Source organism: Desulfuromonas sp. (assembly GCF_002868845.1).
In the GTDB taxonomy this organism is placed as follows: Bacteria; Desulfobacterota; Desulfuromonadia; order Desulfuromonadales; family BM501; genus BM501.
On record NZ_PKUB01000052.1, the window covers coordinates 44,360 to 57,432 of the forward strand.

Below are 13,073 nucleotides of genomic sequence, written 5' to 3' on the forward strand. Positions count from 1 at the left end.
CGAGGATAAGGGATGCTGGAAGCCCTCGGAAAAAAAATTTTAAATGCCGCCCAGACCGCTGGCGAGATGCTAGCCCTGCTGGTGGAAACCGTCTATTATTTCAAGGAGGCGCCCCGCAACCTGCCCGCGATCTTCCGGCAAATGAGCGAGGTTGGGATCGGGACCCTTCCCATCGCTTCGCTAATGGCCCTGTTTATCGGCATGGTCCTTTCGCTGCAGACCGGGACGCAGTTGGCTCTTTACGGCACTCAGGACGTCATCGGCGCGATCGTCGGCCTCTCCATGACCAAGGAGTTGGGACCGGTCATGACCTGCCTGCTGGTGGCCGGACGCATCGGCTCGTCCATGGCCGCGGAACTCGGGGCGATGGAGGTCTACGAGGAGATCGATGCCCTCAAAACCCTGGAGATCAACCCCGTCCGCTATCTGGCCATGCCGCGGCTGCTTGCCTGCCTCGTTGCGGTTCCGGCTCTCGTTGTGTTAACCATTATTATAGGCATCTTCGGCGGTGGTTTCGTGGCCCATGTCAACCCCAAGATCAATGTCCCCTTCACCGTTTATTATGACAACCTGGTGCAGGCTCTCAACTACAAGGAAATTCTCAAGGGGTTGCTCAAGGCCACGGTCTTCGGCGGAATCGTCGCCCAGGTCGGCTGCTATGTCGGCTTCAAGACAACCGGAGGCGCCCGGGGCATCGGACGTTCCACCACCCGGGCCGTCGTCCTCTCTTTCCTGCTGATTTTCGTCGCAAACTACTTTTTGACCCGCGTGATGATGTGAAAACAAGGTGCCCATGATCGGATCATCAAAAAACGGAAAAAACGGAAAAAACGGCAAGCCTAAAAGTGGGATCCTCAGCAAGTTGACCCACGGATTTAGCGCATCGATTTTCGACGGTTGCGAGTGTCAATCCGACTACGAGGAATCCCACGGTGTCGGCATTCGCGTGGTGGATCTGAACAAGTCATTCGGCGCCAACCATGTTCTCAGGAAAATCAACCTTGAGATCCTTCCCGGCGAGACTTTTTCCATTATCGGCCCCTCCGGCACCGGGAAAAGTGTTTTGCTCAAGCATATCGTCAAGCTCGAGAAGCCCGACAGCGGGAAGATTTTCATCGACGGACACGACATTTACGATTTTTCCAGGGAAGCCGCGGAGCGCGACTACCGCTACAGCATGGTCTTCCAGTCCTCCGCTTTATTCAACTCCCTCACCGTGGGGGAGAATGTCGGCCTATGGTTGCGGGAAAAAAGGGTCTGTACCGAGGCGCGGATTCGGACCATTATTCGTGAAAAACTTTCCTTGGTCGGGCTCGAGGGGCGGGAGGACCTCCTTACATCCGAACTTTCCGGGGGCATGAAGAAGCGCGTGGCGATTGCCCGCTCCCTTGCCATGAACCCCGATCTCATCCTTTATGACGAACCGACGGCCGAACTCGACCCCGTCACTTCGGACGAATTGGCCAAGGTGATCATGACCCTGAAGGAGAAGGTCAACCTCACCTCCATCATTGTCAGCCACGACCTGAATTTCGCACTATACCTTTCGGACCGCGTGGCCATGATCACGGAGGAGGGCATCGTCGAGGTCGGTACACCCGCGCAGATCAAAGCCAGCCAGAACCCGGTTGTGCGTAATTTTATCTATACCACCACCAAGGGAATCAAGGGAGAGGACTGAAATGGCCATGTCCACGGAGAAGAAGGTGGGTCTCTTTTTTCTGCTGGCCCTGGTGGCCTTGGGGGCCGTTATCGAGCTGGTGGAGGACTGGAGTCCCTTCGAGGATCAAACCCCTTACTTGACCTATTTCGATTCAGGGGTGGGGATCAAGGTCGGAGACCCGGTGCTGGTGGCCGGCGTCGATGTCGGCAAGGTCGAATCGGTCGCCATCGAAAAGGGGAAGGTTCGAATAGATTTCTACGTCGTGGAAGGGACCGATATCCGGGAAGATTCGATCGCTTCCATCCGCAAGGCCAATCTGCTCGGAGGTCAGTTCCTCGGCATCGATTTCGACAACCCCGAATCCCCTCCGCTCCCCCCGGGGAAGGCCCTTCGGTCTCGGCCCACCACCAATATCGATCAGCTCATCAACAATATCGACCGCAACCAAGAGCGCCTCATGGGCAACCTGGGCGATTTCCTGGAGGAGAGCAAGGAAACCTTCACCGATGCGGTGCGGCAGCTCGAGAGCGTCGTGCGCAAGATCGATCAGGGGGAGGGGAGCCTCGGCCGGATGGTCAACGATCCGGCCCTTTATGACGACCTGCACCTCGCCGTGGGGTCCCTCAAGACCTTTCTCGACCGCTTGGAGAACGGAGAGGGGAGCTTGGGGCGCCTTCTGAAGGACCCGACCCTTTACGACGAGGCGTCCGCGACCCTCGTCAACCTCCGGGAGATTTCCGACCGGATGAAAAAAGGCGAGGGCACAATCGGGCGCCTTCTTGTCGAAGACGATCTCTACGTTCAGACCGGGGACGCCATGGCCGAAATCCGCGAACTCGCGGTAAAGGTCAACGAGGGCAAAGGCACCCTGGGCAAGCTGGTCAACGAGGACGGGCTCTATGACGACGCCAGTGCCGCCATGCAGAAGGTGAACAGCATTGCCGGCAAGATCGACGAAGGGCAGGGCACCCTGGGCAAGCTGGTCAACGAGGACGGGCTCTACCGGGACGCAAAAACTACCATCAACAAGGTCGAGAAGACGGTCGATGGTCTCAGTGACTCCGGACCCCTGCAGGCCCTCGGGGTCGCCGTGGGGACCCTTTTCTAGCCGCAGGACGATATCGGAATAAAGTACCGGTTTCCGAGAGGGGATCGGTCCTTTTTTGTCTGGCAATCGTTATTAGTTCCGGCAGGGTCACAGAAGGAGGTAGAGCAGTATCGTCAGGGAGACAGTACTGGCCAGAGTGGTGACCAGAATGGAACTGGCGACGAGGTCGGGGCGGGTGCCGAAGCGCAGGGAGTAAAGGAGGGGCAGGACCGCCGAGGGCGTGCTCGTCTGGAGAATGATCACGCCCTTGGCCATGCCCTGGATGCCGAGGGCCCTGGTCAACAACCATGCAACGAGGGGCGCGAGGGCCAGTCTTAGCAACGTGGCAAGGGACAGAAACCCCGGGGTGTTCTGAAAGCGGGTGCGGGCCAATTGCATGCCGAGAAGGACCAGCATGACCGGGATGGCCGCCTGTCCGAGAAGATCGACCGGCTGAAGGAGGAAACGGGGAAGGTCGATAGCCGTTCCCTTCAATAGCAGAGCCAGGACGACTGCATGGAAAATGGGGATTTTGAATGCATTGGAGAGGGCCTTGCCCAGGGGGGCCTTTCCCCCCTGGGCGATGACAATGGCCAAGGTCCCCAGAGGAATAGTGAAAAAGACAAAGGTCAGGATGGAGATTTCAAGGCCGCTCTCCCCGTAGGCGAAGTAGGCCAGTGGCAGGCCGAAGTTGCCGCAGTTCATGACAACCGTCGACAGGGACAGGGCCCCTGCGGTCTCCCCGGTAAACCGGAAAAGCCGGGCCAGGACGACGGAGACGGCCCAAAGAATGGCGGTGTACAAAAGCATGAAGAGAAAGAGTCGGCCGGCAAGGCCGGAGTGGAGTTCCTGTTTCATGAGGGCGGAAAAGACCAGGGCCGGCGAGAAGAGAAAGAGGGAGACCTGGGTAAGGGTACGGAAATCGAGACGGGAGAATTTCTCCAGGGCGAACCCGGCAAGGATGATGAGAAAAACCGGCAAAATGATCTGGATGAACAACATGGAGACACCTCGGCGCGGGGCAATGACCGAACCTACCATGGACGGTAACCTGCTGCAAAGCGCTTCGCCCTTCGATGAGCGATTTGTTGAAGGGCGGTAAAAAGTTGGTAGGTTTAAGGAGGCAGGTCGCCCGGCCTTCGAGGAGTTTCGGGACGGGGAGATGGGGTTGCCGGGAGACTGGGGATCCTCTGGAAGAAAGACATTGCAATGAGAGATGCGACTCTGAAGAAAATCCCCGTCCCGTTTTGGGTCTTGCTCGCTGTCGCTTTCCTGATTGCCGCAGGGGCTTGCAGGGGGCGGGACTCTCAGCCGAGCGGGGAGGAAGTCAGGGTTTCGTCTTCGACCGCCTACGAGAAGCACTTCGGGTCCCCGCCGACGGCGGAGAAGGGGAGGTGCTACGCCCTGGTCGGTTATCTTCCGACCCGGGATGAACCGGCCAGGGTCAGGCCTTTTCCATTGTTTCTCTTCACCGACCAAAACCAGATCTCCCTCCTCGTGGAACGCCTGCTGGAGGAAAACGGATCGAACCTTGACCGGCTCGGCCTGACAAACCCTTTTCCCCGCGGGACGTTCCTGAAGGGCCTTCATCGGGATGGTGGCGCGGTGACCCTTCACCTCGGCAATGCGGGGGACGCCCCCCAGGTTCGGTTGGGGAAAGGGGCCCTGGAGGCGCTGGGCCACAGCCTGCTCCAGTTTCCAGGGGTGGCCCGGGTCGATGTCCACTTTGCGGGGCGAAAGGCGGGGCGTTTTCCGCCCTCTCCGGAGGGGAACGAAACCCTGTCCGTATTGCCTCCTGAAGATCCCCTCCTTCTCGGGGCGGTCGGTTTCTGGGAATCGGAGCAAAGGGGTGCCGAGGAGGTTGCGCTCCATTTTGATCGCCCCGTTCGCGTCGAACAATTGAAGGTAGAGGATGCCGAAACCGGAGAGGTCCTGACAGGGGAGTACTTCCAGTCCATTTTCAATATGGCGGTGATTATCCACCCCGAAAAACCCGGTTCCATCCAGGAGGGGATGCCCCTGAAAATCTATTGGCAGGTCTCCGACGGCAAGGATCGTATGGGAACCGGGAGCGAAATTATCACCCTCGGCAGGGGTGAACGGCCCTAAGTGCTGATTTTCTTTGCCTTCGGAGTCATATTCTCGTTGACAAGGGCTCGAAAAGCTTGATTAAATACGAACCCGGCGCCGGAAGGCGCCTTGCAGGAGCGCCATCCTTGCTAATCTCAAATGTTCCGGGAGGACATCAATGAATCCACTGGCCCAAGAACTGAACGACCAACTCGCCCAGCACAGCCCCCATGTTCTGGAAATGCTTTCCGACCTGGGAAAAAATCTGTTTTTCCCCAAGGGCATTCTGACCCAGTCTGCTGAAGCCAAAGAGAAGGCCCATAAATTCAATGCCACCATCGGCATCGCCACCGAAAAGGGCGGCCCGATGTTCCTGCAGTGCATTCAGGACAAACTCTCGGCCTTCGACCCGAAGGACATCTACCCCTATGCCCCCCCTGCCGGCAAGCCCGAGCTCCGCTCCCTGTGGCGGGAAAAGATGCTCTCCGAGAACCCGAGCCTGAGGGGGAAACATTTTTCCAACCCCATCGTCACCAACGCCCTGACCCACGGGCTGTCGGTCGTCGCCGACATGTTCGTCGACCGGGGCGACCACCTTGTCTGCCCCGACATGATGTGGGGGAACTACAATCTCACCTTTGGCGTCTGTTCCGGGGCGATCGTCAAGAAGTTCCCGACCTTCACCGTCACCGGCGGCTATGACATCGACGCCTTCAAGGCGGTGCTGCAGAACACCGCCGCCGAAAAGGGCAAGGCCATCGTCCTGCTCAACTTCCCCAACAACCCGAGCGGCTACACCCCCACCGTCGCCGAAGGGTACGCCATCGTCGCAGCGATCAAGGAGGTCGCCGAGGGCGGATGCAACATCGTCGCCGTCACCGACGACGCCTACTTCGGCCTCTTCTACGAGGATTCGATGAAGGAATCCCTCTACGGCAAACTCGCCAACCTCCACCCACGAATCCTCACGGTGAAGCTCGACGGTGCGACAAAAGAAGAGTTCGTATGGGGTTTCCGCACCGGTTTCATCACCTTCGCCGATGGCAACGACTACGAGAACGAACCGGTGATCACCGCCCTCGAGAAGAAGACCATGGGGGTCATCCGGGCTCGGATCTCCAACTGCCCGCATCCCTCCCAGACCTTTGTCATCGAGGCGCTGCGCTCCCCCGACTTCCTTCAGCAGAAGGCTGAGAAGTTCGAGGTCATGAAGGGACGGGCCCTGGCGACGAAGCGGGTCCTCGACTCCGGGAAATTAGATGAGGCCTGGGATTACTACCCCTTCAACTCCGGCTATTTCATGTGCCTGAAGTTGAAGACGGTAGATGCGGAGAAACTGCGGGTCCACCTCCTCGACAAGTACGGGGTCGGTGGCATCTCCATCGGCAAGACAGATCTGAGAATCGCCTTTTCCTGCATTGCCGAAGAGGACATCCCCGAACTCTTCGATATCATCTACCAGGCGGTCCAGGACCTGTCCTGACCCTTCCGACAAACGGGGCCCCATGCGGGCCCCGTTCCTTTTTCAAGCCAGGGGATCGCGCCCGTGGAGCGGTTAAAGGCCATTCTCGAATCAGTCCGCATCCTCCCCGACCTTCCTGCATTGCTGGGGGCCGGCGAACGATGTTTTCTGGTCGGAGGCGCCCTGAGGGACTGGCAACTCGATCGTGTCTCCACCGATTTCGACTTCGCCACTCCCGGGGATCCGACGCCCCTAGCCAAACTCTTCGCCCGCCGTCTCGGCGGGACCTGGTTTTCCCTCGATGCCGCACGGTGCCAAAGCCGCATCGTTGCGGAGGTCGAGGGGCGCAGACTCACCTATGACTTCGCCCCCTTCCGCGGCACCGATCTCGATGACGACCTGCGCAAGCGCGATTTCACCATCAACGCCCTTGCCCTCGATCTCGCTTCCTCCCTCCAGTTGCACGATCCCCTCGGGGCCCGACAGGACCTCAGGGAAGGGATGCTGCGGTGCTGTTCCGCCGAGGTCTTCATGGACGATCCCCTGCGGATTCTCAAGGGGGCGCGCCATCGGGCATCGCTTGCTTTTGAGATAGAGGGGGCAACCTTCGAGCGCATGAAGGGCGCCGCCCCGGGCCTTGGCGGGATTGCAGGGGAGAGGGTCAGAGGCGAGGTCGCGGCCCTGTTTGCATGCCCGCCGGCGAAGAGAAACCTGTCTCCCCTGGGCCTCCTCCACCTCGAGACTTCGCTCTTCGGGCCCTGCGGACCTGGCGGTTCCTTTGAAGACGGGGTCGCAAGGGTGACGAGGTGCGAAGAACTCATCGACGCCCTGCTGGGGAAAGGGGACAGGGGCTGGCTGGAAAGCCGGTTGGCCGCCGAGGCAGAGGAGGGGGTCTCGGTTCTGACCCTGCTCAAGATCGCCCTTTTCCTGAAGGGATACCGCCCCCGGGAGGCCGCGTTCCTGTCCGACGCCCTGCGCTTAAGCCGGCGTTCAAGGGCCGCCCTCGTCAGCCTGGCGGGTCTCAGCGACGACCGCTGGGGAGAAATCGCCGCTTTGGCTTCCCGCGAACGAAGCCGGGCACTCTGGGTGGACAGTCTCGGGAGGGAGTCCATCGCCGCCGCCGCTTTCCTTGCCGCCCTTGCCAACGGCGCCCCGGGGGAACTGGCCGGCACTCTCTTTCCCTTGCTGGAGTCCTTTCGGACCCACGAGGTGGGGGGAAGGGTTCCAGACCTGCTGAACGGGGCCTGGTTGCGGGAACGACTCAAGATCGGGGAAGGACCTCATATCGGGATTCTCCTTGAGAAGGTTCGCCGGGAGGAGATGCTGGGAAGGATTCGAAGCCGGGGAGACGCCGAGAAATTCCTGATTTCGCTTGTCCAGAAAAGGATTGACAAGGCATCGGGCCGCTCCTATAATCGGCCCGGAAATGAGCGGGAATAACTCAGTGGTAGAGTGTCAGCTTCCCAAGCTGAAGGTCGCGGGTTCGAATCCCGTTTCCCGCTCCATTTAAATACTCGAGCCCTAATTCCGTTCCGGGACATTAGGGCTTTTGTTTGTCTCCCGGGTCGAGAGGGGCCCTTGGAATACCCCGGCTTTCCAGGTACTCTGTAAGAAATGCCCCATGGAGAGGCGATGACCGAAAAGATCGAAATTTTCAAAGTGCGCTGCCCCCGCTGCGGCAAGCACAAAACCTGGAAAGGGAATCCCCACCGGCCCTTCTGCTCTGAACAATGCAAAATGATCGACCTCGGACGCTGGGCCGATGGCGACTACCGCATTGCCGGAGAGAAAGCGGAACCGAAGGACCCGGAGGATTAAGGGAGAGGACGATGTACCATCTGACCATTCACTCGCATTTCGCTGCCGCACACAACCTGAACAATTACCAGGGGGAGTGCGAAAACCTGCATGGCCACAACTGGAAGGTGGAGGTTACCGTCGGGGCACGGGAACTGGACAAGGCAGGGCTCGGCATCGATTTCAAGGTCCTCAAGCAGGAGACCAAGGACATCCTCAACGACCTTGACCACAAATACCTGAACGAACTGCCCCCCTTCACGGAGACCAGCCCCTCCTCGGAGAACATTGCCCGGCACCTCTTTCAGAGGCTTTCGGAGCGCCTCAACAACGACAACGTCCGGGTGGAAAAGGTCAACGTCTGGGAATCCGATTATGCCTGTGCCAGTTACACCGAAGACTGAGGCGCAACTCCTGGAGGTCTTCTCCTCCATCCAGGGCGAGGGGCTGCTGATCGGGTGCCTGCAGATATTCCTCCGTTTTGCCCTGTGCAACCTCGATTGCAGCTACTGCGACACCCCCTTCGCCCCTGCGGATGACTGCCGCATCGAGGACGCCCCCGGTTCGGGGCAGTTCCGCACCCTTCCCAACCCCGTCTCCCTGGAGACCCTCACCAACATCCTCTCCGCGTGGTGCGGTAAAATTCCCGGGCTCCACCACTCCATCAGCCTTACCGGCGGCGAACCGCTGGTGCAGTTGTCTTCGCTCCTCGACTGGGTGCCCGCCCTGGCGGAGATTCTTCCTTTGCACCTGGAGACGAACGGCACCCTGCCGGATGCGCTCGAGCCCCTCCTGCCGCATCTCGAATGGATCTCCATGGACATCAAACTCGCATCCATGAGCGGAACGCCCACCCCTTGGCAGGCTCATTCCAATTTCCTGGCCCTCGCCCGCGACCGGAACTGCCTCGTCAAGGTCGTGGTCGGCGAGGAGACCGCCCCCCGGGAGGTGGAAAACGCCGCGCGCATGGTTCACGAGGTCGGCCCCGATGTCCCTCTNATCCTGCAGCCGGTCACCCGGGACGGCAGGGTCGGGTTTCCCGCCCGCGCCCTTCTCGACCTTCAGGAGCGGGCCGCCCAAATCCACCCCCATCTCCGCGTCATTCCCCAGACCCATCAATTTATGGGGCTTCTCTAGCCGTTCCCCCCCAAGCCTTCATCCGGTCACGCAACCCAGATCATGTGGCCGGACTATTTAAGGGGAAATAATTTAAAAATCGTTGTCAGCCAATGGGGAAAGTTTTATATTCGCCTCATAAGTGGTTGAAAAAAAATGTTTTATTTTTATATGTTCGAAATGTTGGCTCCAATGGAGGTTGATTAACCTTTTTCTTGGAAAAGAGCAAAGCCAGAGCAATCTGGTGACGCAAAGCCACGGATCCGGCTAAGCCGGATGGCCGGGTTGCCGAAGAGAACAGCGAAATTCGCCTGGGTTCCAAGTCAGACAAGAATTACGCCCGCCTTCGGTTGAAGGACGGGTTTTTTCTTTTTGGGCCGCATGAAGTGTTCAGAATTTTCCATTACGGAGGACTGATGAAACGCCTGCTCCTATTTTTCCTCGCCTTTTCTTTCGGCCATCCCCTGACAGTCAGCGCTTTCGAGCCGGGCCACCTCGGGATAAACGGCTTCATTTCCCAGGGTTACTTGGTCAGTTCCGGGAACAACTTTCTCGCCGACTCGACTAGCGGGACCTTCGAAGTCAACGAGATGGGGGTGACCTTTCATTCACGCCTGAACGACAAACTTCGGCTCGGGCTCCAGCTTCTCTCACGCGACCTGGGGAAGGACGGGAACAACGATGTGCGCCTAGACTGGGCCATTGGGGATTACCGCTACCGGGACTGGTTTGGGGTGCGCATGGGGAAAATCAAATTACCCATAGGCCTTTACAACGAGGTGCGAGACTCGGACTTCCTGCGCCCCATGGCCTTTCTTCCCCAGGGCATTTACGACGAAAACAAACGAAACTTTATGGTTTCTGCTGCCGGGGTCGGTGTCTACGGGCACCTCCCCCTTGCGAGGCTGGGTGATGTGGACTATCAAGCCTTTGCCGGGGAAGGGGATTGCGGAGAGGATTCCGGGCAGGTCCTTCGGTTCAAGAACATGGTCAAACAAACTGCTCAACAGGAAGGACTGGGGGTGCTCACCAAGTTCGAGCCCGACAACCAGTATGTTTACGGGGGGTCAATCATCTACAACCCTCCCCTTAACGGGCTGAGGCTGGGGGCATCTTTCTTCAAGGGGCTCTCGGATTTCGAAATTGAATTGACCAACTCCCTTTCAGCCGAGCCGTTCAAAACGGATGGAAGCGGTGGGCTGGATGACTTTTGGGTATTCTCCCTGGAATACGTCTCGTCGGAGATGACAATCTCCTCAGAATACACGGAGTTCACCTCGGTAAGGGAACTCTTTGGGACGCCAATGTCGCCCGAGAAATCGCAGGGCTGGTACGGATTGGTCAGCATACGTCCCCTGGAAAAGCTCACTTTTTCTGCACTATACGACCACTTCTACGCCGACAAAAACGATCATGGTGGAAAGAGCTACGAACAGATGGGCCTCCCCTCCTATGTCGCATGGCGAAAAGATTTCGGCATAGGCCTGCGCTACGACATCAACTTCAACTGGCTGGTCAAAGCCGAATGGCACCATGTGGACGGCGCCGCTCTGGGACTTGATATCTTCAATCCCGGGGGGCTCGAAAGGGACTGGAACTACTTCGTGGCCAAGGCCTCCTTTAATTTCTAAAAAGGGGAAACTGATGAAACTAATGATCGTTTCAGTGCTGTTTCTCCTCGGCATGGCCCTGGGAGATCCAAGCCAAGCTGCCGACTACGTGGTGATCAACCACCGGGAAAACCCCGTCTCCACCCTCAGCGCCCAGGAAGCCAAGAACATATTCCTCGGAAAGAAGAGTACCTGGCCAGAGGGGGAGGCGATTACCGTCTTTCTCCAGGGACAGACAGCCGTCAACGGATCGTTTACCCGGGGGGTTGTCAAGAAGACCCCCGAGCAATTCTTCACCTACTGGCGCAAGGCTCTTTTTTCAGGGACGGGAATCCCGCCAAAGTGCCTCGCTGAAGACCGGGCCATGAAGAAGTCGGTCGCCTCAACCCCCGGTGCCATCGGGTACATCTCCCCGGAGGCGCTGGACGACACGGTCAAGGTCGTCGAAATCCGCTAACCCCCCCGGCACTTCCAGCCAATTTCGGAAACCCTGTATTTAAACAACGGCTTGAGGTTTGCCTACTGAATGACGTTTTGGCTATGGTGCCCGCTTAATATAGGTTCTTTGTCTTTCAGGGGGAGGCAGCTCATTCCCCAGACTCATCGTTTCATCGGCCTTTACTAGCCGCTTCCCCAATACTTTATTCATCCTGGTACGCCTTCCAGACCATGTGGGCGGCATCGGACTTCGTGGTTGTCTTTTAAGGGAAATATAATCAATAAATCATTGTGGGCAAAAGGGGGACGTTTTATATTTACACTCGTAAGTTATCGGAAAATCTAATATTAATTTTTCGTATATTCGGAGTTTCGACTCTACAGGAGGTTGATCGCCCCTTCTCCCAGAAAATAGCAAAACCAGAGCGATCTGGTGACGCAAAGCCACGGATCCGGCCCAGCCGGATGGCCGGGTTGCCGAAGAGAATAGCGAAATTCCCTTGGATCTAAGTTCGATAAGAATTACGCCCGTCTTCGGTTGAAAGACGGTTTTTTTGTTTTTGGGCGCATGGAGTGCTCAGATTTTTCTCTCACGGAGGAGCGATGAGACGCCTGACCCTTTTGACCCTTTCACTCATCCTTGCGCTGCCCCTCAGCGCGTGGGCTTTCGAGCGTGGCCCCCTGGGAATCAACGGTTTCCTCTCTCAGGGCTACATGTACAGTTACGGGAACAATTTCCTCGCACAGACCACCGACGGCACCTTCGAGATCAACGAAATGGGGGTGACCCTCCACTCCCGCTTGGGCGGGAAGCTCCGCCTCGGTCTTCAACTCCTCTCCCGGGACCTTGGTGAGGAGGGCAACAACGACGTGCGCCTCGACTGGGCCGTGGCCGATTACCGCCACCGTGACTGGCTCGGGCTGCGCATCGGGAAAATCAAGCTTCCGATCGGGCTCTACAACCAGGGGCGGGACTCGGATTTCCTGCGCCCCATGGCCTGGTTGCCCCAGAGTGTCTACGATGAGAACAAGCGCAACCTGCTCGTCGCCGCTGCGGGGATAGGCCTTTACGGCAACATTTTCTTTTCCGACATGGGGGATGTCGACTACCAGGTCTACGCCGGAGAGGCAGACTTCCCCGACGATTCGGGGCAGGCCCGCCGGGTGCAGAACCTGGCACAGCGCACCGCAAAACAGAAGGGGCTGGGTCTGGTCACCGATATGGACGCGGACAACAAGTATGTCTACGGTGCCTCCCTGATCTACAATACGTCCCTGGACGGGCTCCGAATCGGGGCATCTTATTTCAACGGCAGCACCGACTTCGACATCCAACTGACCGAATTCGGCACCGGCAAGGTGACCCAGGAAGAGGCGACTGCACGGAATAAGGATTTCGTCGTCTTCTCCCTTGAATACACCACAGGACTCTTCACCCTCGCCTCCGAGTACACGGAGTTCACAGCGGACCGCGAGGTTTTGGGGTCCAGAGTGCCATCCCAAAGGTCCCAGGGCTGGTACGGGCAGGCCAGCGTAAGACCCCTGGAAAAACTCACTCTCTCCGTCCTTTATGACCACTTCTACGCCAACAAGGCCGACCATGGAGGGAAGGGCTTCGAGGAGATGGGGCTGCCATCCTTTGTCGGTTGGCGAAAGGATTTCGGTGTCGCCCTGCGCTACGACATCAACTACAACTGGCTGGTCAAGGCCGAATGGCACCACGTGGACGGCGGCGCCCTGGGGTTGCAGATCTTCAACCCCGACGGTCTCGAAAAAGACTGGAACTATGCGGTGGCCAAGGCCTCGTTCAATTTCTAGGAGGAGAAACCG

General features: G+C 58.2%; 13 protein-coding genes, 1 tRNA gene and 2 riboswitches. Of the genes, 13 read left to right on the plus strand and 1 reads right to left on the minus strand.

Going from position 1 to position 13,073, the window contains the following annotated elements; translation table 11 throughout:
- Positions 1-12 precede the first annotated feature (12 nt).
- From C0617_RS15900 to C0617_RS15910, 3 genes are read left to right on the plus strand one after another with little or no spacing between them, the layout of a single operon-like run.
- The gene (locus tag C0617_RS15900; RefSeq protein ID WP_291318018.1) at positions 13-780 is read left to right on the plus strand and encodes an ABC transporter permease; all 768 of its coding nucleotides are present in this window, start codon (positions 13-15) and stop codon (positions 778-780) included.
- A 13-nt stretch (positions 781-793) separates the two neighbouring features.
- A complete protein-coding gene (locus tag C0617_RS15905; RefSeq protein ID WP_363324382.1) occupies positions 794-1,681 on the plus strand; it encodes an ABC transporter ATP-binding protein in 888 nt (295 codons plus the stop codon).
- A gap of 1 nt (position 1,682) precedes the next feature.
- Positions 1,683-2,771 (plus strand): MlaD family protein, encoded by a 1,089-nt coding sequence (locus C0617_RS15910; RefSeq protein ID WP_291318020.1) that lies wholly within the window; start codon positions 1,683-1,685, stop codon positions 2,769-2,771.
- An 87-nt stretch (positions 2,772-2,858) separates the two neighbouring features.
- Here the strand turns inward: C0617_RS15910 and C0617_RS15915 are convergent, their stop codons facing one another.
- Positions 2,859-3,752, minus strand: a complete 894-nt coding sequence (locus C0617_RS15915; RefSeq protein ID WP_291318021.1) for an AEC family transporter — start codon at positions 3,750-3,752, stop codon at positions 2,859-2,861.
- 207 nt (positions 3,753-3,959) lie between these two features.
- Here C0617_RS15915 and C0617_RS15920 point away from each other — a divergent pair, with 207 nt between their 5' ends.
- The 10 genes from C0617_RS15920 (at position 3,960) to C0617_RS15960 (ending at position 13,061) form a co-directional block, all read left to right on the plus strand.
- On the plus strand, positions 3,960-4,859 hold the full coding sequence (locus C0617_RS15920; RefSeq protein WP_291318022.1) for a GerMN domain-containing protein: 900 nt from the start codon (positions 3,960-3,962) through the stop codon (positions 4,857-4,859).
- Positions 4,860-4,998: 139 nt separating this feature from the next.
- Positions 4,999-6,303 carry an aminotransferase class I/II-fold pyridoxal phosphate-dependent enzyme gene (locus C0617_RS15925; protein WP_291318023.1) on the plus strand — a complete coding sequence of 435 codons (1,305 nt, stop codon included), beginning with the start codon at positions 4,999-5,001 and terminating at the stop codon, positions 6,301-6,303.
- A 63-nt stretch (positions 6,304-6,366) separates the two neighbouring features.
- Positions 6,367-7,722, plus strand: coding sequence for a hypothetical protein (locus tag C0617_RS15930; protein WP_291318024.1), 1,356 nt, complete (start codon positions 6,367-6,369; stop codon positions 7,720-7,722).
- Positions 7,713-7,787, plus strand: a tRNA-Gly gene (locus C0617_RS15935). The genes C0617_RS15930 and C0617_RS15935 overlap by 10 nt, the downstream gene beginning before the upstream one ends.
- A gap of 127 nt (positions 7,788-7,914) precedes the next feature.
- Positions 7,915-8,100, plus strand: coding sequence for a DNA gyrase inhibitor YacG (locus C0617_RS15940; RefSeq protein WP_291318025.1), 186 nt, complete (start codon positions 7,915-7,917; stop codon positions 8,098-8,100).
- 11 nt (positions 8,101-8,111) lie between these two features.
- Positions 8,112-8,483 carry a 6-carboxytetrahydropterin synthase QueD gene (queD, locus tag C0617_RS15945; RefSeq protein WP_291318026.1) on the plus strand — a complete coding sequence of 124 codons (372 nt, stop codon included), beginning with the start codon at positions 8,112-8,114 and terminating at the stop codon, positions 8,481-8,483.
- On the plus strand, positions 8,455-9,077 hold a 623-nt coding region (locus tag C0617_RS17240; RefSeq protein ID WP_365889445.1), incomplete at its 3' end, for a 7-carboxy-7-deazaguanine synthase QueE. The genes queD and C0617_RS17240, both read left to right, overlap by 29 nt.
- Before the next feature lie 332 nt (positions 9,078-9,409).
- Positions 9,410-9,488: riboswitch (cyclic di-GMP riboswitch) on the plus strand.
- A gap of 57 nt (positions 9,489-9,545) precedes the next feature.
- Positions 9,546-10,826 (plus strand): hypothetical protein, encoded by a 1,281-nt coding sequence (locus tag C0617_RS15950; RefSeq protein ID WP_291318027.1) that lies wholly within the window; start codon positions 9,546-9,548, stop codon positions 10,824-10,826.
- A 13-nt stretch (positions 10,827-10,839) separates the two neighbouring features.
- Complete coding sequence (locus C0617_RS15955) at positions 10,840-11,262, plus strand: hypothetical protein (RefSeq protein ID WP_291318028.1); 423 nt, start codon at positions 10,840-10,842, stop codon at positions 11,260-11,262.
- A 384-nt stretch (positions 11,263-11,646) separates the two neighbouring features.
- Positions 11,647-11,725: riboswitch (cyclic di-GMP riboswitch) on the plus strand.
- 121 nt (positions 11,726-11,846) lie between these two features.
- A complete protein-coding gene (locus C0617_RS15960) occupies positions 11,847-13,061 on the plus strand; it encodes a hypothetical protein (protein ID WP_291318029.1) in 1,215 nt (404 codons plus the stop codon).
- Positions 13,062-13,073 lie beyond the last annotated feature (12 nt).

What these genes read in the sequence shown, in the direction of transcription:
- queD (WP_291318026.1), top strand. Translation starts at nt 8,112, where the DNA reads ATGTACCATCTGACCATTCACTCGCATTTCGCTGCCGCACACAACCTG.
- C0617_RS15905 (WP_363324382.1), top strand. Translation starts at nt 794, where the DNA reads ATGATCGGATCATCAAAAAACGGAAAAAACGGAAAAAACGGCAAGCCT.
- C0617_RS15910 (WP_291318020.1), top strand. Translation starts at nt 1,683, where the DNA reads ATGGCCATGTCCACGGAGAAGAAGGTGGGTCTCTTTTTTCTGCTGGCC.
- C0617_RS15920 (WP_291318022.1), top strand. Translation starts at nt 3,960, where the DNA reads ATGAGAGATGCGACTCTGAAGAAAATCCCCGTCCCGTTTTGGGTCTTG.
- C0617_RS15900 (WP_291318018.1), top strand. Translation starts at nt 13, where the DNA reads ATGCTGGAAGCCCTCGGAAAAAAAATTTTAAATGCCGCCCAGACCGCT.
- C0617_RS15940 (WP_291318025.1), top strand. Translation starts at nt 7,915, where the DNA reads ATGACCGAAAAGATCGAAATTTTCAAAGTGCGCTGCCCCCGCTGCGGC.
- C0617_RS15925 (WP_291318023.1), top strand. Translation starts at nt 4,999, where the DNA reads ATGAATCCACTGGCCCAAGAACTGAACGACCAACTCGCCCAGCACAGC.
- C0617_RS15960 (WP_291318029.1), top strand. Translation starts at nt 11,847, where the DNA reads ATGAGACGCCTGACCCTTTTGACCCTTTCACTCATCCTTGCGCTGCCC.
- C0617_RS15955 (WP_291318028.1), top strand. Translation starts at nt 10,840, where the DNA reads ATGAAACTAATGATCGTTTCAGTGCTGTTTCTCCTCGGCATGGCCCTG.
- C0617_RS15915 (WP_291318021.1), bottom strand. Translation starts at nt 3,752, where the DNA reads ATGTTGTTCATCCAGATCATTTTGCCGGTTTTTCTCATCATCCTTGCC.